The organism is Erythrobacter sp. JB1-4, from assembly GCF_057365025.1.
Genome location: NZ_CP200292.1, coordinates 2,762,023 through 2,784,017 on the forward strand (window position 1 = coordinate 2,762,023; position 21,995 = coordinate 2,784,017).

30 protein-coding genes are annotated in these 21,995 nt (G+C 58.3%); 19 read left to right on the forward strand and 11 right to left on the reverse strand.

Annotated features, from left to right (window positions below; genetic code table 11):
* Nucleotides 1–11 precede the first annotated feature (11 nt).
* From AC0V61_RS12835 to AC0V61_RS12845, 3 genes are read left to right on the forward strand one after another with little or no spacing between them, the layout of a single operon-like run.
* The gene (locus AC0V61_RS12835) at nucleotides 12–434 is read left to right on the forward strand and encodes an energy transducer TonB (RefSeq protein ID WP_486158128.1); all 423 of its coding nucleotides are present in this window, start codon (nucleotides 12–14) and stop codon (nucleotides 432–434) included.
* Nucleotides 431–769, forward strand: coding sequence for a hypothetical protein (locus AC0V61_RS12840; RefSeq protein ID WP_486158130.1), 339 nt, complete (start codon nucleotides 431–433; stop codon nucleotides 767–769). Before AC0V61_RS12835 ends, AC0V61_RS12840 begins: the two co-directional genes overlap by 4 nt.
* A 43-nt stretch (nucleotides 770–812) precedes the next feature.
* Entirely contained in the window at nucleotides 813–2,987 is a 2,175-nt protein-coding gene (locus AC0V61_RS12845) for a transglycosylase domain-containing protein (RefSeq protein ID WP_486158132.1), read from the forward strand.
* Between the two features lie 10 nt (nucleotides 2,988–2,997).
* On the opposite strand, the gene AC0V61_RS12850 is transcribed toward AC0V61_RS12845, so the two are convergent.
* From AC0V61_RS12850 to pyrE, 9 genes are all read right to left on the reverse strand, one after another.
* Nucleotides 2,998–3,390 carry a PaaI family thioesterase gene (locus AC0V61_RS12850; RefSeq protein WP_486158134.1) on the reverse strand — a complete coding sequence of 131 codons (393 nt, stop codon included), beginning with the start codon at nucleotides 3,388–3,390 and terminating at the stop codon, nucleotides 2,998–3,000.
* The gene (locus tag AC0V61_RS12855) at nucleotides 3,383–3,895 is read right to left on the reverse strand and encodes a PaaI family thioesterase (RefSeq protein WP_486158136.1); all 513 of its coding nucleotides are present in this window, start codon (nucleotides 3,893–3,895) and stop codon (nucleotides 3,383–3,385) included. Before AC0V61_RS12855 ends, AC0V61_RS12850 begins: the two co-directional genes overlap by 8 nt.
* Before the next feature lie 98 nt (nucleotides 3,896–3,993).
* Nucleotides 3,994–4,464 carry a Holliday junction resolvase RuvX gene (gene ruvX / locus AC0V61_RS12860; protein ID WP_486158138.1) on the reverse strand — a complete coding sequence of 157 codons (471 nt, stop codon included), beginning with the start codon at nucleotides 4,462–4,464 and terminating at the stop codon, nucleotides 3,994–3,996.
* The gene (locus tag AC0V61_RS12865) at nucleotides 4,465–5,673 is read right to left on the reverse strand and encodes a DUF3089 domain-containing protein (RefSeq protein WP_486158140.1); all 1,209 of its coding nucleotides are present in this window, start codon (nucleotides 5,671–5,673) and stop codon (nucleotides 4,465–4,467) included. It lies immediately after the preceding gene.
* A 24-nt stretch (nucleotides 5,674–5,697) separates the two neighbouring features.
* Nucleotides 5,698–6,621 carry a signal peptidase I gene (gene lepB, locus AC0V61_RS12870; RefSeq protein ID WP_486158142.1) on the reverse strand — a complete coding sequence of 308 codons (924 nt, stop codon included), beginning with the start codon at nucleotides 6,619–6,621 and terminating at the stop codon, nucleotides 5,698–5,700.
* A gap of 33 nt (nucleotides 6,622–6,654) precedes the next feature.
* Nucleotides 6,655–7,077, reverse strand: coding sequence for a holo-ACP synthase (gene acpS, locus AC0V61_RS12875; RefSeq protein ID WP_486158144.1), 423 nt, complete (start codon nucleotides 7,075–7,077; stop codon nucleotides 6,655–6,657).
* Complete coding sequence (locus AC0V61_RS12880; RefSeq protein WP_486158146.1) at nucleotides 7,074–7,361, reverse strand: pyridoxal phosphate biosynthetic protein; 288 nt, start codon at nucleotides 7,359–7,361, stop codon at nucleotides 7,074–7,076. Before AC0V61_RS12880 ends, acpS begins: the two co-directional genes overlap by 4 nt.
* Nucleotides 7,361–8,107: a pyridoxine 5'-phosphate synthase gene (locus AC0V61_RS12885; protein WP_486158148.1), complete on the reverse strand. Its 747-nt coding sequence runs from the start codon at nucleotides 8,105–8,107 to the stop codon at nucleotides 7,361–7,363. The genes AC0V61_RS12880 and AC0V61_RS12885 overlap by 1 nt, the downstream gene beginning before the upstream one ends.
* A 7-nt stretch (nucleotides 8,108–8,114) precedes the next feature.
* Nucleotides 8,115–8,729 carry an orotate phosphoribosyltransferase gene (pyrE, locus tag AC0V61_RS12890; protein ID WP_486158150.1) on the reverse strand — a complete coding sequence of 205 codons (615 nt, stop codon included), beginning with the start codon at nucleotides 8,727–8,729 and terminating at the stop codon, nucleotides 8,115–8,117.
* Nucleotides 8,730–8,975: 246 nt separating this feature from the next.
* On the opposite strand from pyrE, the gene coxB reads away from it, so the two are divergent.
* The 16 genes from coxB (at nucleotide 8,976) to AC0V61_RS12970 (ending at nucleotide 20,772) form a co-directional block, all read left to right on the forward strand.
* A complete protein-coding gene (coxB, locus tag AC0V61_RS12895) occupies nucleotides 8,976–9,971 on the forward strand; it encodes a cytochrome c oxidase subunit II (protein ID WP_486158152.1) in 996 nt (331 codons plus the stop codon).
* 52 nt (nucleotides 9,972–10,023) lie between these two features.
* On the forward strand, nucleotides 10,024–11,742 hold the full coding sequence (gene ctaD / locus AC0V61_RS12900; protein ID WP_486158154.1) for a cytochrome c oxidase subunit I: 1,719 nt from the start codon (nucleotides 10,024–10,026) through the stop codon (nucleotides 11,740–11,742).
* A 112-nt stretch (nucleotides 11,743–11,854) separates the two neighbouring features.
* On the forward strand, nucleotides 11,855–12,790 hold the full coding sequence (locus AC0V61_RS12905; protein WP_486158156.1) for a heme o synthase: 936 nt from the start codon (nucleotides 11,855–11,857) through the stop codon (nucleotides 12,788–12,790).
* Nucleotides 12,787–12,915: a hypothetical protein gene (locus tag AC0V61_RS12910; protein WP_486158158.1), complete on the forward strand. Its 129-nt coding sequence runs from the start codon at nucleotides 12,787–12,789 to the stop codon at nucleotides 12,913–12,915. Before AC0V61_RS12905 ends, AC0V61_RS12910 begins: the two co-directional genes overlap by 4 nt.
* Nucleotide 12,916: 1 nt before the next feature.
* On the forward strand, nucleotides 12,917–13,531 hold the full coding sequence (locus AC0V61_RS12915) for a cytochrome c oxidase assembly protein (RefSeq protein ID WP_486158160.1): 615 nt from the start codon (nucleotides 12,917–12,919) through the stop codon (nucleotides 13,529–13,531).
* A gap of 18 nt (nucleotides 13,532–13,549) precedes the next feature.
* Nucleotides 13,550–14,431: a cytochrome c oxidase subunit 3 gene (locus AC0V61_RS12920; protein WP_486158162.1), complete on the forward strand. Its 882-nt coding sequence runs from the start codon at nucleotides 13,550–13,552 to the stop codon at nucleotides 14,429–14,431.
* The gene (locus AC0V61_RS12925; RefSeq protein ID WP_486158163.1) at nucleotides 14,431–14,811 is read left to right on the forward strand and encodes a DUF983 domain-containing protein; all 381 of its coding nucleotides are present in this window, start codon (nucleotides 14,431–14,433) and stop codon (nucleotides 14,809–14,811) included. Before AC0V61_RS12920 ends, AC0V61_RS12925 begins: the two co-directional genes overlap by 1 nt.
* Nucleotides 14,808–15,380, forward strand: coding sequence for an SURF1 family cytochrome oxidase biogenesis protein (locus AC0V61_RS12930; RefSeq protein WP_486158164.1), 573 nt, complete (start codon nucleotides 14,808–14,810; stop codon nucleotides 15,378–15,380). The genes AC0V61_RS12925 and AC0V61_RS12930 overlap by 4 nt, the downstream gene beginning before the upstream one ends.
* 61 nt (nucleotides 15,381–15,441) lie before the next feature.
* On the forward strand, nucleotides 15,442–16,842 hold the full coding sequence (gene thrC / locus AC0V61_RS12935; RefSeq protein ID WP_486158165.1) for a threonine synthase: 1,401 nt from the start codon (nucleotides 15,442–15,444) through the stop codon (nucleotides 16,840–16,842).
* On the forward strand, nucleotides 16,842–17,738 hold the full coding sequence (locus tag AC0V61_RS12940; protein WP_486158166.1) for a class I SAM-dependent rRNA methyltransferase: 897 nt from the start codon (nucleotides 16,842–16,844) through the stop codon (nucleotides 17,736–17,738). Before thrC ends, AC0V61_RS12940 begins: the two co-directional genes overlap by 1 nt.
* 12 nt (nucleotides 17,739–17,750) lie before the next feature.
* Nucleotides 17,751–18,131 carry a dihydroneopterin aldolase gene (locus AC0V61_RS12945; RefSeq protein WP_486158167.1) on the forward strand — a complete coding sequence of 127 codons (381 nt, stop codon included), beginning with the start codon at nucleotides 17,751–17,753 and terminating at the stop codon, nucleotides 18,129–18,131.
* Between the two features lie 6 nt (nucleotides 18,132–18,137).
* The gene (locus tag AC0V61_RS12950) at nucleotides 18,138–18,461 is read left to right on the forward strand and encodes a Rossmann fold domain-containing protein (RefSeq protein WP_486158169.1); all 324 of its coding nucleotides are present in this window, start codon (nucleotides 18,138–18,140) and stop codon (nucleotides 18,459–18,461) included.
* A complete protein-coding gene (gene moaA / locus AC0V61_RS12955; RefSeq protein WP_486158171.1) occupies nucleotides 18,454–19,509 on the forward strand; it encodes a GTP 3',8-cyclase MoaA in 1,056 nt (351 codons plus the stop codon). The genes AC0V61_RS12950 and moaA overlap by 8 nt, the downstream gene beginning before the upstream one ends.
* 4 nt (nucleotides 19,510–19,513) lie before the next feature.
* A complete protein-coding gene (locus tag AC0V61_RS12960; RefSeq protein WP_486158173.1) occupies nucleotides 19,514–19,756 on the forward strand; it encodes a MoaD/ThiS family protein in 243 nt (80 codons plus the stop codon).
* A 6-nt stretch (nucleotides 19,757–19,762) separates the two neighbouring features.
* Nucleotides 19,763–20,218, forward strand: coding sequence for a molybdenum cofactor biosynthesis protein MoaE (locus tag AC0V61_RS12965; protein WP_486158175.1), 456 nt, complete (start codon nucleotides 19,763–19,765; stop codon nucleotides 20,216–20,218).
* Between the two features lie 92 nt (nucleotides 20,219–20,310).
* Nucleotides 20,311–20,772 carry a hypothetical protein gene (locus AC0V61_RS12970; protein WP_486158177.1) on the forward strand — a complete coding sequence of 154 codons (462 nt, stop codon included), beginning with the start codon at nucleotides 20,311–20,313 and terminating at the stop codon, nucleotides 20,770–20,772.
* Here AC0V61_RS12970 and AC0V61_RS12975 read toward each other — a convergent pair whose 3' ends face one another.
* Nucleotides 20,773–21,462 (reverse strand): Crp/Fnr family transcriptional regulator, encoded by a 690-nt coding sequence (locus tag AC0V61_RS12975; protein WP_486158179.1) that lies wholly within the window; start codon nucleotides 21,460–21,462, stop codon nucleotides 20,773–20,775.
* Nucleotides 21,459–21,965: a hypothetical protein gene (locus AC0V61_RS12980; protein ID WP_486158181.1), complete on the reverse strand. Its 507-nt coding sequence runs from the start codon at nucleotides 21,963–21,965 to the stop codon at nucleotides 21,459–21,461. The genes AC0V61_RS12975 and AC0V61_RS12980 overlap by 4 nt, the downstream gene beginning before the upstream one ends.
* Nucleotides 21,966–21,995 lie beyond the last annotated feature (30 nt).

The following is a 21,995-nucleotide window of genomic DNA, read 5'->3' on the forward strand; positions in this document are numbered from 1 at the left end:
AGGGCAAGCAAATGCAAAGATGGTTGAAGACAGGTCTTTGCACAAGCTTGTTATTTGTTGCCTCTTTTCCTGCCGCCGCGCCCACTACGGCGCAAGATTCGTCAATCGAAACGGTTGAAGAGACGCGTGACCCACCTCCTATCGCGTTCACCCCATCTCCTATGGTGCCCAAGGAGCGGGCGGCCTCGCCATGGGCAAGCGTCGAGCGCGTCAAAACCGTAGACATTCCCCAATGGGCCAAGGATGCAGGGCATAACGGCCGCGCGACTTTCACCGCAAGTGTTGGGGCCGACGGGCAGCTTATTAGCCTCGAACTTGTCACGAGCAGCATGTCTGATGCGATTGATAGTGCTGTGCGAGCCAAGGCCGAAACGCTGCAATATGGCCCCGCCAGAGGACCCGGGGGGAGCCGGCACCCGGTGTTGTTCATATGACGATGTCTTACGCCCGGTTTGATAAAGATAGCCCCGGTGGCGGCTTAGAAAACTACACGTGCGGCCATATGGTTCGAGAACACGATTGGTTTCTCAGCGCGAACTCGGATCGCAATGCGCTGTTTACCCCGAGGTTTGTGTATCTAGTCTCTGAACCTTTGGCTCGATTGGAACAGGGGGAAGATATCGGTTCAGCCCAGTTCTATGCCTTGGCAGAGAAACGCGCTGAGATGTGGGAGGCGTTGGTAAAAGAATGCCGAACGGACCCGGAGAAACTCCTGCTAGAAATGGTGGACTTCGCCCAGATGTATCGCCGCGAAGTCGACAGTCGCTGACTTCTTGCAATAGAGCGTATTATCCTGCTAACACACCATGGCAATGGCGCTGTTTGAACGATTCTGGAAACGCTCGCGTGGTGATGAAACCCGCTCGGATGAGCGTGGCTATTACGCCCTTTATGAATCGCAGCGACCCCTTGATCCTGATGAAGGGTCATCCACCGTCTATCGCTCACCGGGGTCCACTGATTTTTCGCGCTGGGATGCTGGCCTTTCGCAGTTGGATGCAGGGGGAGGAGCGGCCACGGGAACTGGTGCGGGCGCGCTTGTTCCCAAGAACCGCGGGTCGCTTTGGAAACGCGCCTTTTGGCTGGGGCGGCGCAAGCGGTGGTGGGCGGTTCGCTTTATCGCGGCAATCATCATGCTGTTTATCGTGCTCGTGGCATGGCTTGCGATCACCGCGCCGCTGTCCAAGAGTTTGGAGCCCATCGCCGCGCCGCAGGTGACATTGCTTGCCAGCGACGGCACGCCCATTGCGCGCAGCGGGGCAGTGGTGGCCGCGCCTGTCAAAGTCGCGGACCTGCCGCCCCACGTGATCGAGCCTTTCATCGCCATCGAAGACCGGCGGTTTTATTCGCATTGGGGCGTGGACCCGCGCGGGATTGCGCGCGCGGCCTGGACGGGACGGGGCGGGGGCTCCACCATCACACAGCAGCTTGCGAAATTCACCTGGCTCACGCCCGAACGAAGCCTGACAAGGAAGGCGCAAGAGGCGCTCATTGCGCTTTGGATTGAAAGCTGGCTGACCAAGGATGAGATCCTCGAGCGGTATCTCTCCAATGCCTATTTCGGGGACAATCAATATGGGCTGCGCGCGGCCTCGCTTCATTACTTCTACCGCAAACCGGAAAATTTGAAGCCAGAGCAGGCAGCGATGCTGGCGGGGCTTTTGCAGGCACCCTCGCGCTATAATCCGACCAAGCATTACGACCGCGCCAAGAACCGTATGGACCTGGTCGTGGGCGCGATGGTGGATGTGGGCTATATGACGCAAGGGGAGGCCGATGCCCTGCCCAGACCCAAAATTGACGTGCGCTCCCGCAATGACCTGCCAACGGGCACCTATTTTGCCGATTGGGCGCTGCCGTTGGCGCGCGAGCGGATGGATGCTGGCTATGAGAAGCTGGTCGTGGAAACCACGCTTGATGCGCAGCTTCAGGCGCTCGCCAACCGGGTAGTGGGCAGAGCAGGACTGGGCGATGCGCAAGTGGGCCTTGTCGCGATGCGGCCCAGCGGCGAAGTCGTCGCCATGGTGGGCGGCAAATCCTATGCGAACAGTCCCTTTAACCGGGTGACACAGGCGCGCAGGCAGCCAGGCTCGACGTTCAAACTGTTCGTCTACCTCGCCGCGCTGGAGGCGGGATGGGATCCCGAGGACACCATCTCCAACCAGCCGATTGAAACGGGCAGTTATCGCCCCAAGAATTCGCGTGAGCGCTATTCTGAAACGATAACGTTAGAAGACGCCTTTGCTTCTTCCAGCAATGTGGCTGCGGTGCGGCTTTTTAATGAAGTGGGCAGTGACGCGGTGATCCGCACGGCGCGGTCCTTGGGGGTGCGCTCCGATCTGCCAAAGGGCGATCCAAGCGTGGCGCTGGGCTCATCCAGCATGACCTTGCTTGAGCTTACCTCTGCTTATGCAGGCGTTGCGGCGAATGAATATCCGGTGCGTCCCTATGCCTTCCCGCAAGAGGAGGAAAGCTGGTGGGAGTGGCTCACTTCGAGCGAGGATAGCGCCTCTGGCCGGGTCCATGACGATATGGAGCAGATGCTGCGCGCGGCGATTAATCGCGGCACGGGGGAGGCGGCGGAACTGCCGATTGCAAACTTTGGCAAGACCGGCACTACGCAGAACAACCGCGATGCGCTTTTCGTGGGCTATGCGGGCGATCTGGTGGTGGGCGTATGGGTTGGCAATGACGACAATTCCTCGCTTGGCGGCGTAACCGGCGGCGGGCTTCCGGCTCGCATTTGGAAAGACTTTATGCGCGGCGCTCTCGACCTGCCAGCGCCCAAGCCCAAAGCTTCACCTGATCCCCAAGGGCCCGTGGAACCCTTCGATATTGATATCGAAGAAGGCGAGGAAATCCCCCTTGGCGAGGACGGCACCTCCTTGCGTTTTGAAGAGAACGGCGTGGTGCTTTCCCAAGACGGTGTGCCTGTCGAACTGCGCCTTACCGAAGACGGTTTTGAACTCGAAGAGATTGAGAATTAGCGGCCTGACCCTAAGCCATCAAAATGTTCAAAATCGCGCTGGCAATGGGTTTGTCCCGGTCAGCCTGCCATGCCTCGACACTGATATTGGCATTGCGCCGCCCCATGCGGGTGATGCGCGCTTTGGCATAGCTGGTGAGCGGTTTGCCCGCTGATAGATATTGCACGGTGATGTTGACGGGTTTCAGCTTGGCCTCGCGGCCCTGCTCGGTCAAAGCGCTGCGCAAAGCGGCAAAGGCGGCGTTCTCCAAAAGGCCCCCAATCGCACCGCCGTGGTAATGGCCGGGACGCCCTTCGACATCGGCGCTGAAATCGACGGTGAGGATCGGGATACCGTCCTCAATCTCGTGGACCGTAATGCCAAGCGCTTGTGCGTAGGCGGGAAGTGTCACAGCATCAGCCATTGCCGGTCTCCTTCATTTTCGCCTCAGCCTGCGCCTTGACCTGCCGCCCGATAGTCTTGGGATCGGCCGAAAGCGTCATAAAAACGCCCGCCATGGTCGCAACCGTATCCTCCGGGTCACCATCATGTGCAATGCCGCGCACAAAGGCGGCAGATTTGGTGATCCGGTAGCATTCCACCCGCGCCCACACCGCGCCGCGCTCTTTGGCAGGGCGTTGATAATCCACGCGCAAATCGAGCGTCGCCACAGGCATAAATGTGCCCCGACTGCACCAGATCGACATGCCGCTTGCCATATCGAGCAGGCTGACAATGGGCCCTGAGGCCAGCACCGGACGGTCCGGTTCGCCAAGCAGCTTTTCATTCCAAGGAAGCTTTAGCTCCACCCAGTCATCGCCGTGCCCCGAATACTCCAGCCCAAGCCAGCCGGGATGGGCGCGCGACATAAAAAACTTGCTGACCTGCGCGGGGTCAAAGCGTTCCATTGAGGGCTGGTCGTTGCTCATAATTGCCACTTCATTGCAGCGGGCAGACGCATATGACAACGCCTAAAGCATCCAAACCCTGCCGGTTTTTGACTAAAGCACGCCCTTGACGCGCGCCGTTAAAGTACACCGCCAGCCATGCGGTCGATTGCGCCCTGCAAGATGACGGCAGCGGCGTGCGCATCGATGGCCTTTGCTCTTTTGGCCCGGCTCATATCCTGTCCGATCATCGCCGCTTCCGCTTCCTGCGTGGACCAGCGTTCGTCCCAAAGCAGCAGCGGAAGCGCAAAGGCGTCCTCCAAATTGCGAGCAAAGGCGCGCGAGCTTTGTGCGCGCGGGCCCTCGGTGCCGTCCATATTGCGCGGGAGGCCAAGGACGATGCCTTTGACCTCGCGCTCTGCGATAAGCGCCTCAAGCTTTGAGCGGTCCTTGCCCCATTTGCTGCGGCCTATGACGGAGCCATTGGTGGCAAAGCGCCAGCCCGCATCGCAGGTGGCTGTGCCGATGGTTTTGGTGCCAAGGTCAAGCCCCAGAAGGACGCCTCCATCGGGCAATGCCTCGCTAAAATCAGGGGCAAACTCGGTGATCAATCAGTCTTCGCCTTCTTGGCCGCCGTTAAAGGCGCTTACCCGGCGCGCAACATCCGCTTTGGTGTTCGCCCAGAAGAGGGGGATGTCGTAGACGTGATAATTGTTCCCCGGCAGCACGTATGAGCCCATTTCTGGCGGGTCACCGATCATCAAGAGACCGCGTTCATCGCACCTTGCTGGCACAGCCCGAGGGACGAGCTCCCCGCTGGTCATCGTGTCATCGGGCACGAGTGTGCCAAGATTTGCGCCTTTGTCAGCCGCGCCGCCAAAGGTGCCCAGCAAGGGGTTGGTGCATAATATCTGGCTGTCACCGCGCACGCTACCATCAAAGCCCTCGGAGGCCGCGTAAGCGTCAATCACCTGCGAGGGATCAGCGGGCTGGGCAAAGCTTGACCATGAAAGAATGCATCCGGTTTGAGCGGGCGTTGCACAGGCAGGCACGCCCAATGCTGGCAAATCATGCTCCACCGATATGGGCCAGCCGATCGCATAGGATGCAACAATCCGCCCGCTCAGTCCCTTTTCAGCGACCTCCTCGCGCAGCAGACGCAGGAGATGCAGCGAGCCTTGCGAATGGCCAGCAAGCACAATCGGCGTGCTCTCATCGATGGAATCGACGAAGAAACGGAAAGCTTCGAGCACATCGGCATAGGCTGCATCGATGGATTGCTCGGCTTCTGGCGCGTCGGTCAAAAACGCGCCCAAAGTCGCCTGGCGATAGCGCGGTGCCCAGATTTCATCGGCTGCGTTAAACGGGCTCGCCATACCGCGCACATAGATACGCGCGATCCGTTCTGCCTCTTCATGGCCGATGGGCGCGTTCCAGCTGTCTGTATCGCGGTAGCTTGTGGGATGGATGAAAAAGACCGCAAAATCGGGCACGTTGCCCGTCACGCCAAGCTCTTCGCTTTCTGGATCAACGGGCAGCGATGTTGTGGTCTCTTCGCTTCCCTCGCTGCTTGCTTCATCTCCCACCTGCACCAAAGCAGGCTGCCAGCGGGCAGGGTCCTTGACGCCGATGCCTGGGCGCGAATACCACATGGCAGGGTCTTGATAGGCGGATGCCTCAAGCGGCTCTTGCTCAACAAATTCAACGTCTGGGACGAACACAAAGGCGGTCAATTCCTGTGACCAAACGCGCAAGACGATCAGCGCTGCAAATATCAGCACGATGAGGATTGCGATGAGATAGAGAAACTTGCGAGCCATCTTTTGGGCTTTCTGTAGCTAACTTTATTCAGCCGCAGATTGAGCCGCAGATTGAGCCGCAGCGTCTTCTTGGACGGACACGTCTTCGGTCAACGCGGGACGAAGTGTCGTCCACGCCCGGTCACCGCGCAAGGCAGAAAACCAAGACAGCGGGTTCCATGTGGCCGAACCATCAAGGCTAAAGGTGATGAATTCTGCGCGCCCGCCGATGTTTTCCAGCGGAATGCCGCCTCCAAGGCCGCTCGCCTCCGCTGGCGCGCGGCTGTCAGCGCTCGCATCGCGGTTGTCGCCCATCACAAACACCTCACCCTCGGGCACCATATAGGGGCCAAAGTTATCGTATTCGTAGCGTGGATTGTGATCGATGATCAGATAGCTTGCGCCATTGGGAAGCGTTTCGCGGTAAGTGGGCGGCTCGAACCAGCTTGAGCCATCGGTATCGGTGATGCGAAAGTCGTTAAAACTCGAAAGACACGGGGAGCCCTGGCAAAGCAGTTCAGGCTCAAACGGAATACGCACTGGCGGCACGACTTCACGTTTCACCGGTGTGTTGTTCAGGATAATGCGCCCATCGCGCACTTCGATAGTATCACCGGGCAGGGCCACCACGCGTTTGATATAATCCTCATCGCGCAATGGGTGCACGGGGATCACCACATCGCCATATTCAGGTGTTGAACCAAGAATGCGCCATTCGCCGCGCGGGAGCAGGTGAAAGCTCGCCGAGGCCCAGGACCAGCCATAGGGATATTTGCTCACCACCAACCGGTCGCCCACGTGAAGACCCGGCATCATCGAGGTTGATGGGATGTAAAAGGGTTTGGCCACAAAGCTGTGAAACATCAGCACCGCGAGCAGCATCAGGGCAAGGCCGCGTGCTTCTGCGAACCAGTTGATTTTTTCATCCGTGGTTTGGGTTGGTTTGGTCTGGCTCAAGCTCATGCTCATGTGTTGTTTCGTTTCCCGCTCAGATCATTTCCATCAGATCATCTCCACAGGGCCCATATTGGGTATTGCTTCGATGATGACAAAGGCCTGTGCCCATGGGTGATCGTCGGTGAGTGTTAGATGAATGTGTGCCTCATGGCCCGGTGGGATCATTTCTTCAAGCCGCTTGGCAGCCCCGCCTGTGAGTGAAAGCGTTGGCGCGCCCGATGGTTTGTTCACAACCCCGATGTCTTTCATAAAGACCCCGCGCCGAAATCCGGTGCCGACCGCCTTGCTGAACGCCTCTTTCGCAGCAAAGCGTTTGGCGTAGGTTCCAGCGATTGTGTAGGGGCGGCGGCGCGCCTTTGTGCGTTCGAGTTCGGTGAAGACGCGGTTTTCAAAGCGCTCGCCAAAGCGGTTGAGTGAGTTTTGGATGCGCTCGATATTGCACAGGTCTGAGCCTAGGCCGATGATCATGAAAACGCCCTTATGATGACGACAATGAGGAGGGTGGCTGCCATAACATGCAGCATGATTTGCGACTTAAACAACGGGTGCGCGAAATCGCCCTTGGCCATTTTGATCGCGCCGACATAGCCGAATATCTGCAACGCGACCCATCCGATTGCAAAGGGCCGCATGATGCCGGTGTTGAGCGAGAAGCCTAAGAATCCCACCGCGGCAAGAAACAAAGCCGCCGCAGCAAACGCCCAGCGCTTCTGCTGGGCGTTAAGGGGAGGGAGGTCTTGGCCTTGAGCCACTATCCTCTGGCCTCATCCATTAAATCGCGCATACGGCGGATGGCTGGCTCTAACCCTGAGAAAATTGCCTCGCCGATAAGGTAATGCCCGATGTTAAGTTCGGCCAATTGTGGAATGGCGGCGATGGGTTGGACATTGTCAAAGGTGAGACCGTGGCCGGCGTGCGGCTCAATCCCGTTTTTCGCAGCCAGCGCGCTCATATCGGTGATTCGGCGCAGTTCGCTTGCCACCCGCTCGCTGTCTTCATCAAGGATCGCATGCGCATATTCGCCGGTGTGAAACTCCACCACGGGTACACTAAGGCGATTGGCCGCGTCCAATTGCGCCTCGCTTGCCTCGATAAAGAGCGATACGCGAATGCCCGCCTCGCGCAATTGATCGACAATCGGCACGAGGGTGTTGTGCAGGCCTGCTGCATCCAATCCGCCTTCCGTGGTGCGCTCCTCGCGTTTTTCAGGGACGATGCAGGCGGCGTGCGGCTTATGCCTCAGAGCAATCTCCAGCATTTCCTGCGTTGCGGCCATTTCAAGGTTCAGCGGCAGGTCGGTCGCATCTTGAATGCGGGCCAAATCCTCATCGCGGATATGGCGACGGTCTTCGCGAAGGTGTGCGGTGATCCCATCGCCGCCAACAGCCGCCACAATCTCTGCTGCGCGCACAGGATCAGGGTGATCGCCTCCGCGCGCATTGCGGATCGTGGCGACGTGATCGATGTTCACGCCTAATCGAAGTCTATCGGGGGTCATGTGCTGCTTATTCTTTTCTGCTTCCGGGTTTGGTCACAGCTACGGCGGCGAGCTCTGGCGGGATGTTGTCCTCGTCATAGGTCGCAAAATCAAAAGCGGCGAGCGGGAAGAATGGCACTCCCAAATCGACTGTGCCCATAGACCGGTCGATGAGCGAGCATTCCGCGATCACTTCGCCGCCCTCTTTGGCAACGGCGGCAATGGCCTCGCGGCTGGAAAGGCCGGTTGTGACGACGTCCTCGACCATCAAGACCTTTGCCCCCGCCTCAAGCGCGAATCCCCGGCGCAGGTGGAAGACGCCATCAGGGCGCTCGAGGAACATTGCGTCCTTGTCTAGGACGCGCGCGACCTCCTGGCCGATGATGATCCCGCCCATTGCAGGGCTCACAACTGCGTCCACTTGCGCAAGGATTTCCCCAGGTATCCTTTTCACAATGCCTTGGGCGAGGCGGCCTGCACGTGCAGGGTTCATCAAAACGCGCGCGCATTGCAGGTAATGGGCCGAGTGTTTGCCTGAGGAAAGCTTGAAATGTCCCTCTAAAAGAGCGCCGCTCGCCCTGAATTCTGCAAGCACGTCATCGACAGTGGTGGGGATGGATTCGCTTGAAGGTGAGGTCGACATGATAGGTAACAATCCGCTGTATTCGGGGGTGACAATATGAATATTGAAGGGCCAATTGCGTATGCATCATGGCGACTTGCATAATTTTCTCCCTAGAAGCGCTTGAGGCCTTGAGCAAGCGCGGCTAAGGGGGCTGAGATTGTGGTAGGGATACCATGATGGACGGGACGAAATGGAGCCATTGCCGCTTCGCTGAGTTTCGGACGATGGGATACATTTTAGAAAACTGATTGGGCTGACAAAGCTATGCGTCATGCATTGACCCGTTTGAACCTCGCGATTTTTGCTGCTGTTGCAGCGCTTGTCGCGCTTTCCGCACCGCAAAGTGTTATCGCGCAAGATGCGCCTGTTTCAGAGGTTGCTGCCGAGGCAACAACCGCCGAGGCAACATCTGCTGAGGCGACCGGTGGCTATGTGCCGATGGCGCCTACGCCGGGCAAGGGCATGCCGACCTCGTATGAGGATGACGCGTTTGCAAGCATGACCTTCCAGGATCAGTACAGCCAAGACGGCCTGTACGCGCTGTGGATGCACGATGTGATCTTGCTCCCCGTCATTACTTTCATCAGCCTGTTTGTTCTTGGCCTGCTTTTCTACGTGATGTTCAAGTTCAACAGCCGGTCAAACCCGAACCCATCGCGCACCACTCATAATACTGCAATCGAAGTGATCTGGACGGTTGTTCCTGTGATCATTCTTGTGGTGATTGCGGTGCCATCGATCACGCTTCTCGCGCGCCAATATGAAGAGCCACCCGAAGATGCGATCACGGTGAAGGCTGTGGGTTATCAGTGGTATTGGGGTTACGAATATCCCGACCACGATGTTGAGATCATCTCCAACATGCTCAGCAAAGAAGAGGCGATTGCCTCTGGCGAAGGTGAGCAGTTCCAGATGGCGGTCGATAACCGCATGGTTGTGCCGGCAGGTGTTCCCATCCGTCTTCAAACGACCGCTGCTGATGTGATCCACGCATTTGCCGTGCCCTCGCTTTGGTTCAAGCAGGATGCTGTTCCGGGCCGTCTTAATGAGCGGATGCTGACGATTGATGAGCCGGGCGTATATTACGGCCAGTGTTCAGAGCTGTGCGGCGCGCTGCATGGTTATATGCCGATCACCGTCGAAGCGCTTCCGATGGAAGAGTTTGAGGCATGGGTTCAAAGCCAAGGTGGCACCATTCCGGGCGCAGAAGTCGCAGCGGACACCGAGACCGAAGCAACCGAAGAGGAAGCGGCTGCGTAACTTGCAGGACCGCCCACGACGATAAGATTTACACGCGAGAGAGCTAAACATTATGGCAACCACCGCAGACGATTTCGTAGCTGGACCAGCCGCACAAACAGGCGGCCCCGTTGATGATCATCACCATGATCACAAGCCCAGCTTCTTTGCCCGTTGGTTCATGTCGACCAACCACAAGGATATTGGTTCGCTCTATCTGATGTTCGCAATCGTTGCGGGTATCATCGGCGGCGCGATGTCTGGCGTCATGCGTATGGAGCTGATGGAACCCGGCATTCAATATCTGTGGTGGTTCGCTGGTTCCTCGCCCGACGATATCGCAGCTGCTGGTCACATGTGGAACGTGTTTATCACCGGCCACGGTCTCATCATGGTCTTCTTCATGGTGATGCCAGCGATGATTGGCGGCTTTGGTAACTGGTTTGTGCCGCTGATGATTGGCGCGCCGGATATGGCCTTCCCGCGTATGAACAATATCAGCTTCTGGCTGACGGTTGTTGGTTTCCTGTCGCTTCTTTTCTCGCTGTTTGTGCCGGGCAACTCGATCGGTAACGGTGCAGGTGTTGGTTGGACGGTTTATGCGCCGCTTTCGACCACGGGTGCGCCGGGTCCAGCAGTCGACTTTGCGATCTTCTCGCTTCACTTGGCGGGTGCAGGTTCGATCCTTGGTGCAACCAACTTCATCACCACCATTTTCAACATGCGTGCGCCGGGTATGACCCTCCATAAAATGCCGCTGTTCGTGTGGTCGGTGCTTGTCACAGCCTTCCTGCTTCTCCTAGCGCTTCCCGTGCTTGCAGCGGCTATCACAATGCTTCTGACCGACCGTAACTTCGGGACGACCTTCTTCGACCCAGCGGGCGGCGGTGACCCTGTTCTTTACCAGCACTTGTTCTGGTTCTTTGGTCACCCAGAGGTTTACATCATGATCCTGCCGGGCTTCGGCATGATCAGCCAAATCATCGCAACCTTTAGCCGTAAGCCAGTCTTTGGTTACCTCGGCATGGCTTATGCGATGGTTGCCATTGGTGTCGTCGGCTTCATCGTGTGGGCTCACCACATGTACACCGTCGGCCTCGACGTAAACACGAAGATGTACTTCACCGCGGCGACCATGGTCATCGCAGTGCCCACGGGCGTCAAAATCTTCAGCTGGATCGCGACCATGTGGGGCGGCTCTATGGAGTTCAAATCACCCATGGTTTGGGCGATGGGCTTCATCTTCCTCTTTACCGTGGGCGGTGTGACCGGTGTGGTCCTCGCAAACGGCGGGATCGATGATAACCTTCACGACACGTACTACGTTGTGGCTCACTTCCACTACGTGCTGTCGATGGGCGCTGTGTTCTCGCTGTTTGCCGGTTTCTATTACTGGTTCCCGAAGATGAGCGGGCGGATGCACTCTGAGTTCCTTTCACACCTGCACTTCTGGGTGTTCTTCGTGGGCGTGAACGTGATCTTTTTCCCGCAGCACTTCCTTGGTATGAACGGTATGCCGCGCCGCTATCCTGATTATCCAGAGGCCTTCGCGTTCTGGAACTACATCAGCTCTATCGGCTACATGATCATGGCAGCTTCGATGCTGATCTTCTTTGCGAACCTCGCTTACGCGTTCCTCGCAGGCAAGAAAGCGGCGAACAACCCATGGGGCGAAGGTGCAACCACGCTTGAGTGGACGCTGACCTCACCTCCGCCGTTCCACCAGTTCGAAACGCTGCCAGTGATCGAGGATCACCACGATTACCACGATCACCGCCCGGCGACTGCGTGAAGCTGGTAGCCTTGGCCAATGCCGGGGCACCAAAACCAAATAAGGGGGAGGGCGCGCCGTTTAGGAGTGCCCTCTTCGCACAAAAGGAAAAGGCCGAGAGGCTGAGCTTACGATGACCGCAACAACTACAACAGTCAGGATGCCGACCGAGTGGCGCGACTTCTTCGCGCTGACAAAGCCGCGCGTTATGACTTTGGTCGTGTTTACGGCCATTTGCGGCCTGCTTGCAGCTCCCGGTTCGATCCATCCTGTCTTGGGCTTTACCGCCGTCCTCGCCATTGCCATGGGTGCTGGTGGATCGGCTGTTCTCAACCAATGGTGGGAAGCTGATCTCGATGCAGGGATGAAGCGGACCAAGGATCGCCCGCTTCCCGGTGGCCGTATGGCCCGCGAGGATGCGCGCGATTTCGGCATGTTCCTCTCAGGCACATCGCTGGTCCTTATGGGTGTGGCGATTGGGTGGTTGGCGGCGGCTCTCTTGCTTGCAGCGATCATCTATTACGCCGTCATTTACACCATGTGGCTCAAACCGCGCACGCCTCAGAACATTGTGATCGGCGGGGGCGCTGGCGCGTTTCCTCCGCTGATTGGATGGGTCGCTGTGACCGGTGAGCTGACCGCGATGCCGATCTTGCTTTTCGCGATCATCTTCATGTGGACGCCGCCGCATTTCTGGGCGCTGGCTCTGTTTGTGAAGACTGATTACGCCAACGTTGGCATTCCGATGATGCCGGTGGTGAAGGGCGAGAAATCGACCCGCCACCAAATCCTCGCTTACACAGTGCTGCTTGCGCCGATTGCGGTCGCGCCTTGGCTGATTGGTGGGACAAGCTGGGTGTACGGTTCGGTTTCTGTGGTCCTTTCGGTTCTCTTCTTTGCGCTCGCATGGCCCGTTGGCCTTCGCACCCGTGCCGAAAGCGACCCGATGAAACAGGAAGTCCTCCTGTTCAAATTCAGCATCGCTTATCTCTTCGTACTCTTTGCAGCGCTGGTTGCTGACCGTGTGCTCTTTGCTCAAGGCTTGATCGGGGGAGGGATGTTCGCATGACACCCGACGATAAAGACGAGATCAAGCGCCGCCAAAACGCGCGCAACTGGGTTGTCGGCGGTTCGCTCCTCTTCTTCGCTTGCCTGTTTTACGCGATCACTATGGTCCGGATCGGGGATTCCTAGAGTGAGCACCTACACCGGCCTTGAAGACGACGTTGCGCGCAGGAATGTGCAGACCGGTATCATTGCCGGAATGGGCGCGCTTGCTATGCTCGGTCTCGGCTATGCAGCCGTGCCGCTTTACGATCTCTTCTGCCGTGTGACGGGCTTCGGTGGCACCACTCAGGTGGCGACCGAGGCGCAGGCCAATGCCGCAGCGCTCGTGAGCAATGGTCGCCAAATCTCCATCCGCTTCGATGCAAGTCTTGCGCGCGACATGCCTTGGGAATTCACGCCGACACAAAGCACCGACACCGTGCGCATCGGCCAACGCGACATCGCGACCTATGTGGCGAAGAACAACACGGGCAAGCCCATCACCGGCACCGCGACCTTTAACGTCGAGCCGTGGCAGGCGGGCGCGTATTTCCACAAGATCCAATGCTTTTGCTTTACCGAGCAGACACTGCAACCGGGCGAGGAAGTGACCATGCCCGTGCTCTATTATGTCGACCCGGCGATCCTTGAAGACGACACCATCGCCGATGTTGAGCAAATCACATTGAGTTACACTTTTCACCGCGCGAAAGACGCTGTAGCAGCAGCTCCGGACCGCAACACCATATCTGATGCATCCTAAGGGACGGGAACCGAGACCATGGCTGGCAATGTAAACCACGACTATCACATTCTGGAGCCCGATATCTGGCCGCTCGTCGGCTCGTTTTCGGCGCTGACCTTCACCAGCGGCATGGTGCTGAGCTTTTACCCAGACCTGTTCGGTGCTGCATCGAACATTGTCATGTGGTTGGGCCTTGCAGGCCTTATCGCGACCTTCTTCATGTGGTTCCGCAACGTCACTATCGAGGCGCAGCAAGGCGACCACACACCGGTCGTTCAGCTTCACATGCGCTACGGCATGATCCTCTTCATCGCCTCTGAGGTGATGTTCTTTGTCGGTTGGTTCTGGAGCTTTTTCGACTTCGCGCTCTTCCCTGATCCGCTTGCCTATGATGCAGCAGCGGGGAGCACTGAGGCGCTGAATGTGCTGGTTGGCGGCACTGAGACCCCTAAGGGAACCTTCATTCCGCAGGGCATGGAAGTGCTCGACCCGTTCAGCCTGCCGCTTCTTAATACGCTGATCCTGCTTTGCTCGGGCACCACTGTTACCTGGGCGCACCACTCGCTGATCCACGGTGATCGTGAGGGTCTTAAACAAGGCCTGTGGGCGACCATCGCTCTTGGCGTTCTGTTCAGCGCCATCCAGGCATACGAGTATGGCATTGCCCCGTTCACCTTTGGCGGGAACACATATTCAAGCGCGTTCTACATGGCGACCGGCTTCCACGGTTTCCACGTTTTGATCGGTACGATCTTCCTCGCTGTGTGTTTGTACCGCGCCTACATCGGCCACTTCACCTCGCGTCAGCACTTCGGTTTCGAAGCGGCGGCTTGGTACTGGCACTTTGTTGATGTGGTGTGGCTGTTCCTTTTCGTCGCAGTCTATGTCTGGGGCGGCTGGGGCGCTGTTTACCACTGATGAGTTCGGGCTCTGGCCCTGATGAAACCAAAGGGCAGTCCGGTCTCCTCCGGGCTGCCCTTTTGGGTTTATGCCCGCAGTGCAGCGAGCCGACCTTGTTTGAAGCGCCTGCAAGAGTAGCAATGACATGTTCGGGTTGCGGCTTGGACTACACCAAATATGAGCGCGGTGGGCGGGTGAGCGGCTTGTTCACTGTGGTTATCGCGATTGTGCTGATCCTGATCGCGCTTGGGATTGAGAACACGTTTCGACCACCCTTGTGGTTGCAGGCCGCTTTTTGGGCTCCGGTGACGGTTGGCACGGTGATATACGCGCTCCGTTTGTTTAAGACGGTGCTGCTCTATGCCGCTTTTGAGAATGCCAAGGAAACTTCCGAATGATCCGTCAATTGCCTCTCATCCCGACAGTGCTTGTGGTCGCTGCGGCGGCCACGATGGTGTGGCTGGGCTTCTGGCAACTGGGGAGAGCGGAGGAAAAGGCGGCGTTGATTGCGCAATATACCGATGCGGGCGCGCAGTCGGTGGATTTCCCTTATGCTGGCACAGGCGAAGAGGTCTGGTTTCGCCGCAGCTCTGTTGATTGCAGTGAAATTCTCAGCCGTGATCCAGTTTCAGGGACCGCTGCGAACGGGGCCAAGGGCTGGGCGATGCGCGTAGTGTGCAAGGCCAAGGACGCGAGCGGCGATGCTGGATTGATTGTTGACCTTGGCTTCACCCGCGACCTCAATGCTTTTGAATGGGAAGGCGGAATGGTGGAAGGGATCATTGCGCCTGGGCCCCGTCTCGTAGCCGATCCGCCAGCCGCAGACCTTTATCCTTTGGCAAAGCCTGACCCCAACGACCTCCCCAACAACCATCTTGCCTATGCGGGGCAGTGGTTCTTTTTCGCGCTGACGGCTTTGGTGATCTATTTCTTTGCGGTCCGTTCTCGCTTGGCAAAGCGGGACTAAGCACCCTGCAATAGAGCTTTACTTGCCCCCAAACCCACACAACGCTAACCGCACCTGCAATATGCAATACATATCGACCAGAGGAAGCGCACCGGCGCTCGATTTTGAAGGCGCAACACTTGCAGGACTCGCCAGCGATGGCGGCTTGTACTTGCCTGCGCAGTGGCCGCGTTTCAGCGAAGACGATATCCGCGACATGCGCGGGCTCCCATATCCAGAGCTAGCAGCGCGCATTATGAAGCCGTTTGTTGCTGGCTCGCTGACCGATGATGAGCTGAGCGGCCTTTGTGAAACCGTCTATGGCGATTTTGGCCACGCTGCTGTCACGCCTCTCGTGCAATTGAACGAACAGCACTGGCTGCTCGAACTGTTCCACGGCCCGACGCTCGCATTCAAAGATGTGGCGTTGCAGATGCTAGGCCGCCTGTTCGAGACATTCCTTGAACGCCGGGGCGAGCAGCTCACCATCGTTGGTGCGACCAGCGGTGATACGGGCTCTGCTGCGATCCGCGCCGTGGCTGGCCTTGAGCGGGTTGAGATTTTCATGCTCCACCCGAGTGGCAAGGTGTCCGACGTACAGCGCCGCCAGATGACCACAGTGCGCGCGCCCAATGTGCACAATCTGGCAATCGCAGGCAGCTTTGACGATGCGCAGGCCCATGTGAAGGCGATGTTCGCCGATGAAAGCGTCACAAACACGCTTAACCTTGGCGCGGTGAATTCGATCAATTGGGCGCGTTTGATGGCGCAGGTTGTGTACTATTTCTACGCTGGGCTCCAATTGGGAGCGCCTGACCGCGCGGCGGCTTACAGCGTGCCGACGGGCAACTTCGGCGATATTTTCGCTGGCTATGTCGCAAGCAAAATGGGCCTTCCCATTGAGCAGCTGATCGTTGCCACGAACGTCAACGACATTCTCCATCGCGCGCTGACCGATGGCGACTATTCCACCGGCACCACCACGCCCACAATCACCCCCTCGATGGACATTCAAGTCAGCTCCAATTTTGAACGGCTCTTGTTCGATGTGGGCGGACGCGACGGAGCAGGCATGGCCGAGCAAATGCGTGCCTTTGAGAAATCCAAAGCGATGCAGCTCACCAATAGCCAGCGCGAAGGAGCCTCTGCGCTCTTCTCAAGTGGTCGTGCGGATCAGGAAGAAACGGCAAGAGCTCTCCAATGGGCCTATCGCCACACCGCGCAAGTCATCGACCCACACACAGGCGTTGGCCTTCATGCGGCTCAGCACGCGGACCTTGGAGCTGATGTTCCTATCGTTACCCTGGCGACGGCACACCCAGCCAAGTTCCCCGATGCCGTCGAGCGCGCTACCGGCACACGCCCCGCGCTTCCCGCGCGCGTCGGCGATCTCTTCGGGCGCGAAGAAGCAATGGTTGAGATCGGCGGCGATTATGAAGCGGCGCGTGACTTCGTGCTTTCTAACGCCAGCGCGTCTGCATAATGGCTGAGCTCATCCAGCAACCGCTGGTGATGGAGTGCCATGGGTGGCCAGATAACAGCTCGTATCGGTTGCTCGACAGCGGGGCAGGGCGCAAGTTTGAGGCCTTTGGCCCCCATGCTTTTATCCGCCCCGAACCCCAAGCCATGTGGCAACCGCGCTTGTCTCAATGGGATGCAGCGGGCGAATTTGTGCCGGGCTCGGACGAGGATGGCGGCGGGCGCTGGAACCTTTCACCCGAAGTCCCAGATGGCTGGGAACTTGGGTGGAATGATGTGCGCTTTACCGCGCAACCAACACCGTTTCGCCACCTCCAATTCTTCCCTGATATGGCCCCCGTTTGGGACTGGATGCGAGGGCAATTGGGCGAGCGGACGGATGCTGAAACGCTCAATATGTTCGGCTACACAGGGCTTGGCACACTGGCGCTGTCTGATCATGGCCGGGTGACCCATGTTGATGCGTCCAAGAAATCGGTGGCTCAGGCCCGCGCAAACGCCGCGCTTTCCAAAATGGAGGATCGCCCGATCCGCTGGCTTGTCGATGACGCGGCCAAGTTTACCGCGCGCGAGGTTCGCCGTGAGCGCCGCTATGATGGGATTATTCTTGATCCGCCTAAATTCGGGCGCGGACCCAAGAACGAAACGTGGCGCATTGAAGAGGGGCTTCCGAGCCTAATCGGCGACTGCGAAAAGCTGCTCGACGACAAAAGCGCGTTTCTTTTCCTCACTGTGTACGCTGTGCGCATGAGCAGTCTTTCGATCGCTGGCTTGCTTGAAGAGGCGCTTCAGCACCTTCCCGGAAAAATCGAACATGGCGACCTTGCTGTGCGCGAAGAGGGTGAGGGCGGACGGCTCTTGCCAACAGCGATCTTCGCACGTTGGTCCAATCCCGGCTAAAGGGTGCGCATAATGACCCAAACCGATTCGCTCATTCTCGAAGTTGCCGACTTGGAAGTCGATGTCCTCACCGGCATCTATTCCGAGGAAACCGGCAAGCCCCAGCCACTGCGCATCACCATTCAGGTGCGTTATGATGTGGCGGATCGTTATGATCCTGATACGCCGCTGGATGCGTCGAAGAATTATATGGACCTCAAATTTGCAGCGTCCGAGGGCCTTCCCAAAGGCGTGCATTTCAAGCTGATCGAGGCGGTGGGCGACCACATTTGCGAAACGCTGTTTGTGCAAGATGTGCGTGTTCAGGCGGTCACGGTGAAGATCGTGAAGCTCGCCATTGCGGAAGCCAATGAGAAGATCGGCATCACCCTCCACCGCGAGCGGCCCGCGTAATCGTTGATGGCCCAGGCGCAGTACCACGTCAGCGATCTGCCAAAGAGCGCGCTTGAAGCGAGCGCCACATTCTATGCCGAGCATTTGCCGGCCGCGCGCGCAGCCATTGCTGAGATAGAGGGTGAGGGCGACCTTGTGATCATCCTGCCGCCCGCGCCATATGACCACAAAGATTGGCGACAAGCCTTGGCCCGCGATCTGGCCCGCGAGTGTGCGCCGGTGCGAGTGAACGTGATTGCTGCGGGGGATGACGCGCAGAAAAATGAGTTAGTCCAGTTTTTGGATGGTGCAAAAGGCGTCACAGGGCACTACACTGAAACCCATGACTGAGTTGGGCATACGCACTCGCGACGTTTTGGATGTCGCCTCGCATCAGCCCGGCGCGCCTTTGATCGACACATTTGGCCGCGCGATTTCTTATTTGCGTCTTTCGGTCACCGACCGCTGCGACCTTCGCTGCACCTATTGCATGCCAGAGCGCATGACTTTCCTGCCCAAGCGCGAGATTCTCTCGCTTGAGGAACTGTATGAACTTTCCACTGGCTTTATCGCGCGCGGAGTGACCAAGCTGCGCATCACCGGGGGTGAGCCTTTGGTGCGGCGGGATATCATTGATCTGTTCACAGCGCTTGGGCGGCATTTGGATGGGGGCAGGCTTAAAGAGCTGACCCTGACCACCAATGCGACGCAGCTGTCGGGCCATGCGGAAGGCCTTTACAAGGCAGGCGTTCGGCGGGTGAATATCTCGCTCGATACGCTTGACCGGGACCGGTTTGCTGAGCTCACTAGGCGCGATGCTTTGCCGCAAGTGCTGGAGGGAATTGCGGCGGCGAAAGAGGCCGGGCTCCGGGTGAAACTCAACGCCGTTGCGCTTAAAGGCGTGAACGAGGATGAGCTTCCCGATCTGATCGCTTGGGCGCATGGGGAGGGGCATGAGGTGACGCTTATCGAAGTTATGCCGCTGGGCGATGTAGAAGAGGAACGCCTCGACCAATATCTGCCCTTGAGTGATGTGCGCGCGCGGTTGGAGGAGCGGTGGACGCTAACCGACAATGCGCACCAATCCGGCGGTCCGGCGCGCTATGTCGATGTGGCGGACACCGGGGGAAGGCTCGGGCTGATCACGCCGCACACCAACAATTTCTGCGATGGCTGCAACCGCTTACGGGTGACGGCGACGGGTCAGCTTTACCCTTGCCTTGGCGGGGGAGAGCGGGTGGATTTGCGTGCAGCGCTTCGTTCAGATGACCCGCAAAGGCAATTGGCAGCAGCGCTGGATAAGACAATGCTGATCAAGCCCGAGCGCCACCATTTCCGCATGGATAAACGCGGGGCTGAGCCGCATTTAGCGCGCCACATGTCGATGACGGGAGGCTAGCACCATGGCTGTCAAAATCCTCTTTTTGGGTCCGCTCGCCGATATGGCTGGATGCCCGAGCATGGACACCGAAGCGCCGCTTGATTGGGCAGGGCTGCTCGACGTGGTCGGCGCTGACGTTGCGGGACAGCTCCAAGTAGAGCGCGTCAACATTGCCTGCGGGGGCCGGGTGCTCGCCGACAAAACTGCTTTGACGGCGAATGACGGCGATGAGGTCGCGCTGCTGCCGCCTGTCAGCGGAGGCTAGGCACAAGTGAAGGACGTCCGCCTCCTCACCGAAATGTTCATCCCCGGCGCGCTGGTTGGGCCATTCACGCAAGGCCATCCCGGCCTTGGCGGGGTCTGCACCTTTGTTGGCGAAGTACGGGGCGGGGAAGGTCAAGATCTGGGCGTGGAGGCGCTAGAGCTCTCCCACTACGAACCGCTCACTCTGCCCGCAATGGACAGCCTTGCAGACCAAGCCATCGAGCGCTTCGATCTAATGGGTCTGCTTATGGTGCACCGTGTGGGAAAAATGCGCGTGGGCGAACCCATCGTGCTCGTCTCCGCCGCCGCTCGTCACCGGCGCGGCGCGATTGATGCGGTGGACTTTTGCATGGACCATCTAAAGGCTGCCGCATGGTTCTGGAAGCGCGAGAAACGCGAAGACGGCTGGCATTGGATTGAGCCGCGCGCGGATGACTATGCCGATTTGGCGCGTTGGAGCTAAAAAAACAGGCCAAGTCTTGGCTAGTTTGATCTGGATCAATGTGGGCGCGGGGCGCCCGCGGTAATTCTCCTTTCAACAAAGGAGATCAGCACATGTCCAAACAGCTTCACGACCAAATCGCCCAAGGGAACGCCCGCATCGTTGCGGCGCCCGCTGCACCGCACACTGTAGAGGTTCGCCACCAGGTCGAGGTTGACCGCAACTTCGAAATTCCCACCGCCTATTACGGCATCACCGTTGGGCTCTATATGGCCTTTCTGGCGGTCACCTTTGCAGGGTTTGGCAATCCAGAGCTGGTGATCCCGATGGTCATCTTTGCGGTCTTTATCGTTGGTGGATTTGGCGTCCCTGCGATTTGGGCCCGCTTAAAGGGCGCTGATCATAAAACCAATGCGACCAAGCCGCTTACTATGGGCAAATTTGCAAGAGAGGGAATCATGACACTGACCGGCAGACTGGCTCCGCGCGATGCGGCGATCCAGATGCTGATCCTGCCGGTTTTGATCGTCATGTGGGGGATTGCGACCGTGATTATCGCTGCAATCGTTAGCTGACTAGCGGCCCGAAATTTCCCTCAAAAGCGCGGGGTCGGCAATGTCGATCCCGCGTTTTCCTTTGCGCGCGATCGCGCCCATTTCCTCCAGCTCCCCCAGCTTGCGGCTCACCGTTTCAATCGTCAGCCCGAGCATATTGGCGATCTCGCCGCGGGTGAGAGGCAGCTCGAAATGCTCCGCAATATGGCACGATGTATTGCTCGCAGCACTTGCGAAATCATGCAGCAGCGCTGCCAGACGTGCCTCGGCGCTCGCGTGAGCGGTCAACTCCAAAAGGCTGCGTGTTGCCAGCAAATCTTCCTGAGACCGCCTTAGCAAAGCACGCGCCAGCGCCGGATAATCGTCGATTGCCCGTTCAATGTCTTTACGCGCAAAAGTGCAAAGGCGGCTTTGCGTGAGCGCGACCACATCATGATGGGCGAAGGGGCTGAACAGCTCTCCGATAAAGCCTGATGGGTGCACGAGGCTGAGGATTTGCTCATTGCCCTCGGCATCCACCGCGCTGACCTTGAGGGCGCCGCTAACAAGCGTGGCGCATGCTGCATCATCGTCGCCTGCCGCAAACAGCATTTCGCCGCGTTCAAGCTCACGCGTGCTGCCGGCTGCGGCCAATGCATCGCGTTCCTCTTCGCTGAGCACTGCGCATGCCGCACTGTCTCTCACAGGGCAGGTGGCGCAGGTTTGGTTCATCTGCGGAGCGCCCCATTGAGCGTTTCGAGTGTCGCATCCTGATCAGCGATCAACCTTAGAATTTCCGCCTGCAATTGACGAATTTCCCGGGTGCGCTGAAATCCGGTTGCCGCTTTGACTTCGATAAGGTCAAGATCGGACAGAGCCAGCGCCGTTTGCCCCCTCAAAGAGGTGAGTTCAGCCACACCGGCAAGCGCGCGGGACCTTGTGTCATTTTCCGGGCCAACGCCGCGCGCTGCATAAACAAGCCTGCCGACGTCGCCCTGCAATGCCGTAAAGCGCGAGTGTGCGCTTTGCGCGCGGTCTAAAGGCGCCATCAGCGCCTCCAGATCCGTAATACCTGCCACCGAAGGAGTATCCGAGTTTGACGGCGTCAATTTTCCCTGCACACGCTCCGCATCACGCACCGCAAGCGAGGGATAGCGGCCGTCTGCCGCTGTGCATCCGCTAAGAATGATAGCAAGAATGACAGCGCTGGAAAGTTGATGAAAGTGTGTTCTCATGTTCTGGCTTTAGCCTTATCATAGCTACAG

Coding starts and splice junctions, on each gene's coding strand:
- AC0V61_RS12925 (WP_486158163.1), top strand. CDS start 14,431: ATGAGTTCGGGCTCTGGCCCTGATGAAACCAAAGGGCAGTCCGGTCTC.
- AC0V61_RS12920 (WP_486158162.1), top strand. CDS start 13,550: ATGGCTGGCAATGTAAACCACGACTATCACATTCTGGAGCCCGATATC.
- AC0V61_RS12845 (WP_486158132.1), top strand. CDS start 813: ATGGCGCTGTTTGAACGATTCTGGAAACGCTCGCGTGGTGATGAAACC.
- moaA (WP_486158171.1), top strand. CDS start 18,454: ATGACTGAGTTGGGCATACGCACTCGCGACGTTTTGGATGTCGCCTCG.
- AC0V61_RS12940 (WP_486158166.1), top strand. CDS start 16,842: ATGGCTGAGCTCATCCAGCAACCGCTGGTGATGGAGTGCCATGGGTGG.
- pyrE (WP_486158150.1), bottom strand. CDS start 8,729: ATGTCGACCTCACCTTCAAGCGAATCCATCCCCACCACTGTCGATGAC.
- acpS (WP_486158144.1), bottom strand. CDS start 7,077: ATGATCATCGGCCTAGGCTCAGACCTGTGCAATATCGAGCGCATCCAA.
- lepB (WP_486158142.1), bottom strand. CDS start 6,621: ATGAGCATGAGCTTGAGCCAGACCAAACCAACCCAAACCACGGATGAA.
- AC0V61_RS12945 (WP_486158167.1), top strand. CDS start 17,751: ATGACCCAAACCGATTCGCTCATTCTCGAAGTTGCCGACTTGGAAGTC.
- AC0V61_RS12980 (WP_486158181.1), bottom strand. CDS start 21,965: ATGAGAACACACTTTCATCAACTTTCCAGCGCTGTCATTCTTGCTATC.
- AC0V61_RS12960 (WP_486158173.1), top strand. CDS start 19,514: ATGGCTGTCAAAATCCTCTTTTTGGGTCCGCTCGCCGATATGGCTGGA.
- thrC (WP_486158165.1), top strand. CDS start 15,442: ATGCAATACATATCGACCAGAGGAAGCGCACCGGCGCTCGATTTTGAA.
- AC0V61_RS12905 (WP_486158156.1), top strand. CDS start 11,855: ATGACCGCAACAACTACAACAGTCAGGATGCCGACCGAGTGGCGCGAC.
- AC0V61_RS12865 (WP_486158140.1), bottom strand. CDS start 5,673: ATGGCTCGCAAGTTTCTCTATCTCATCGCAATCCTCATCGTGCTGATA.
- coxB (WP_486158152.1), top strand. CDS start 8,976: ATGCGTCATGCATTGACCCGTTTGAACCTCGCGATTTTTGCTGCTGTT.
- AC0V61_RS12835 (WP_486158128.1), top strand. CDS start 12: ATGCAAAGATGGTTGAAGACAGGTCTTTGCACAAGCTTGTTATTTGTT.
- AC0V61_RS12840 (WP_486158130.1), top strand. CDS start 431: ATGACGATGTCTTACGCCCGGTTTGATAAAGATAGCCCCGGTGGCGGC.
- AC0V61_RS12975 (WP_486158179.1), bottom strand. CDS start 21,462: ATGAACCAAACCTGCGCCACCTGCCCTGTGAGAGACAGTGCGGCATGC.
- ctaD (WP_486158154.1), top strand. CDS start 10,024: ATGGCAACCACCGCAGACGATTTCGTAGCTGGACCAGCCGCACAAACA.
- AC0V61_RS12850 (WP_486158134.1), bottom strand. CDS start 3,390: ATGGCTGATGCTGTGACACTTCCCGCCTACGCACAAGCGCTTGGCATT.
- AC0V61_RS12910 (WP_486158158.1), top strand. CDS start 12,787: ATGACACCCGACGATAAAGACGAGATCAAGCGCCGCCAAAACGCGCGC.
- AC0V61_RS12970 (WP_486158177.1), top strand. CDS start 20,311: ATGTCCAAACAGCTTCACGACCAAATCGCCCAAGGGAACGCCCGCATC.
- AC0V61_RS12885 (WP_486158148.1), bottom strand. CDS start 8,107: ATGACCCCCGATAGACTTCGATTAGGCGTGAACATCGATCACGTCGCC.
- AC0V61_RS12855 (WP_486158136.1), bottom strand. CDS start 3,895: ATGAGCAACGACCAGCCCTCAATGGAACGCTTTGACCCCGCGCAGGTC.
- AC0V61_RS12950 (WP_486158169.1), top strand. CDS start 18,138: ATGGCCCAGGCGCAGTACCACGTCAGCGATCTGCCAAAGAGCGCGCTT.
- AC0V61_RS12930 (WP_486158164.1), top strand. CDS start 14,808: ATGATCCGTCAATTGCCTCTCATCCCGACAGTGCTTGTGGTCGCTGCG.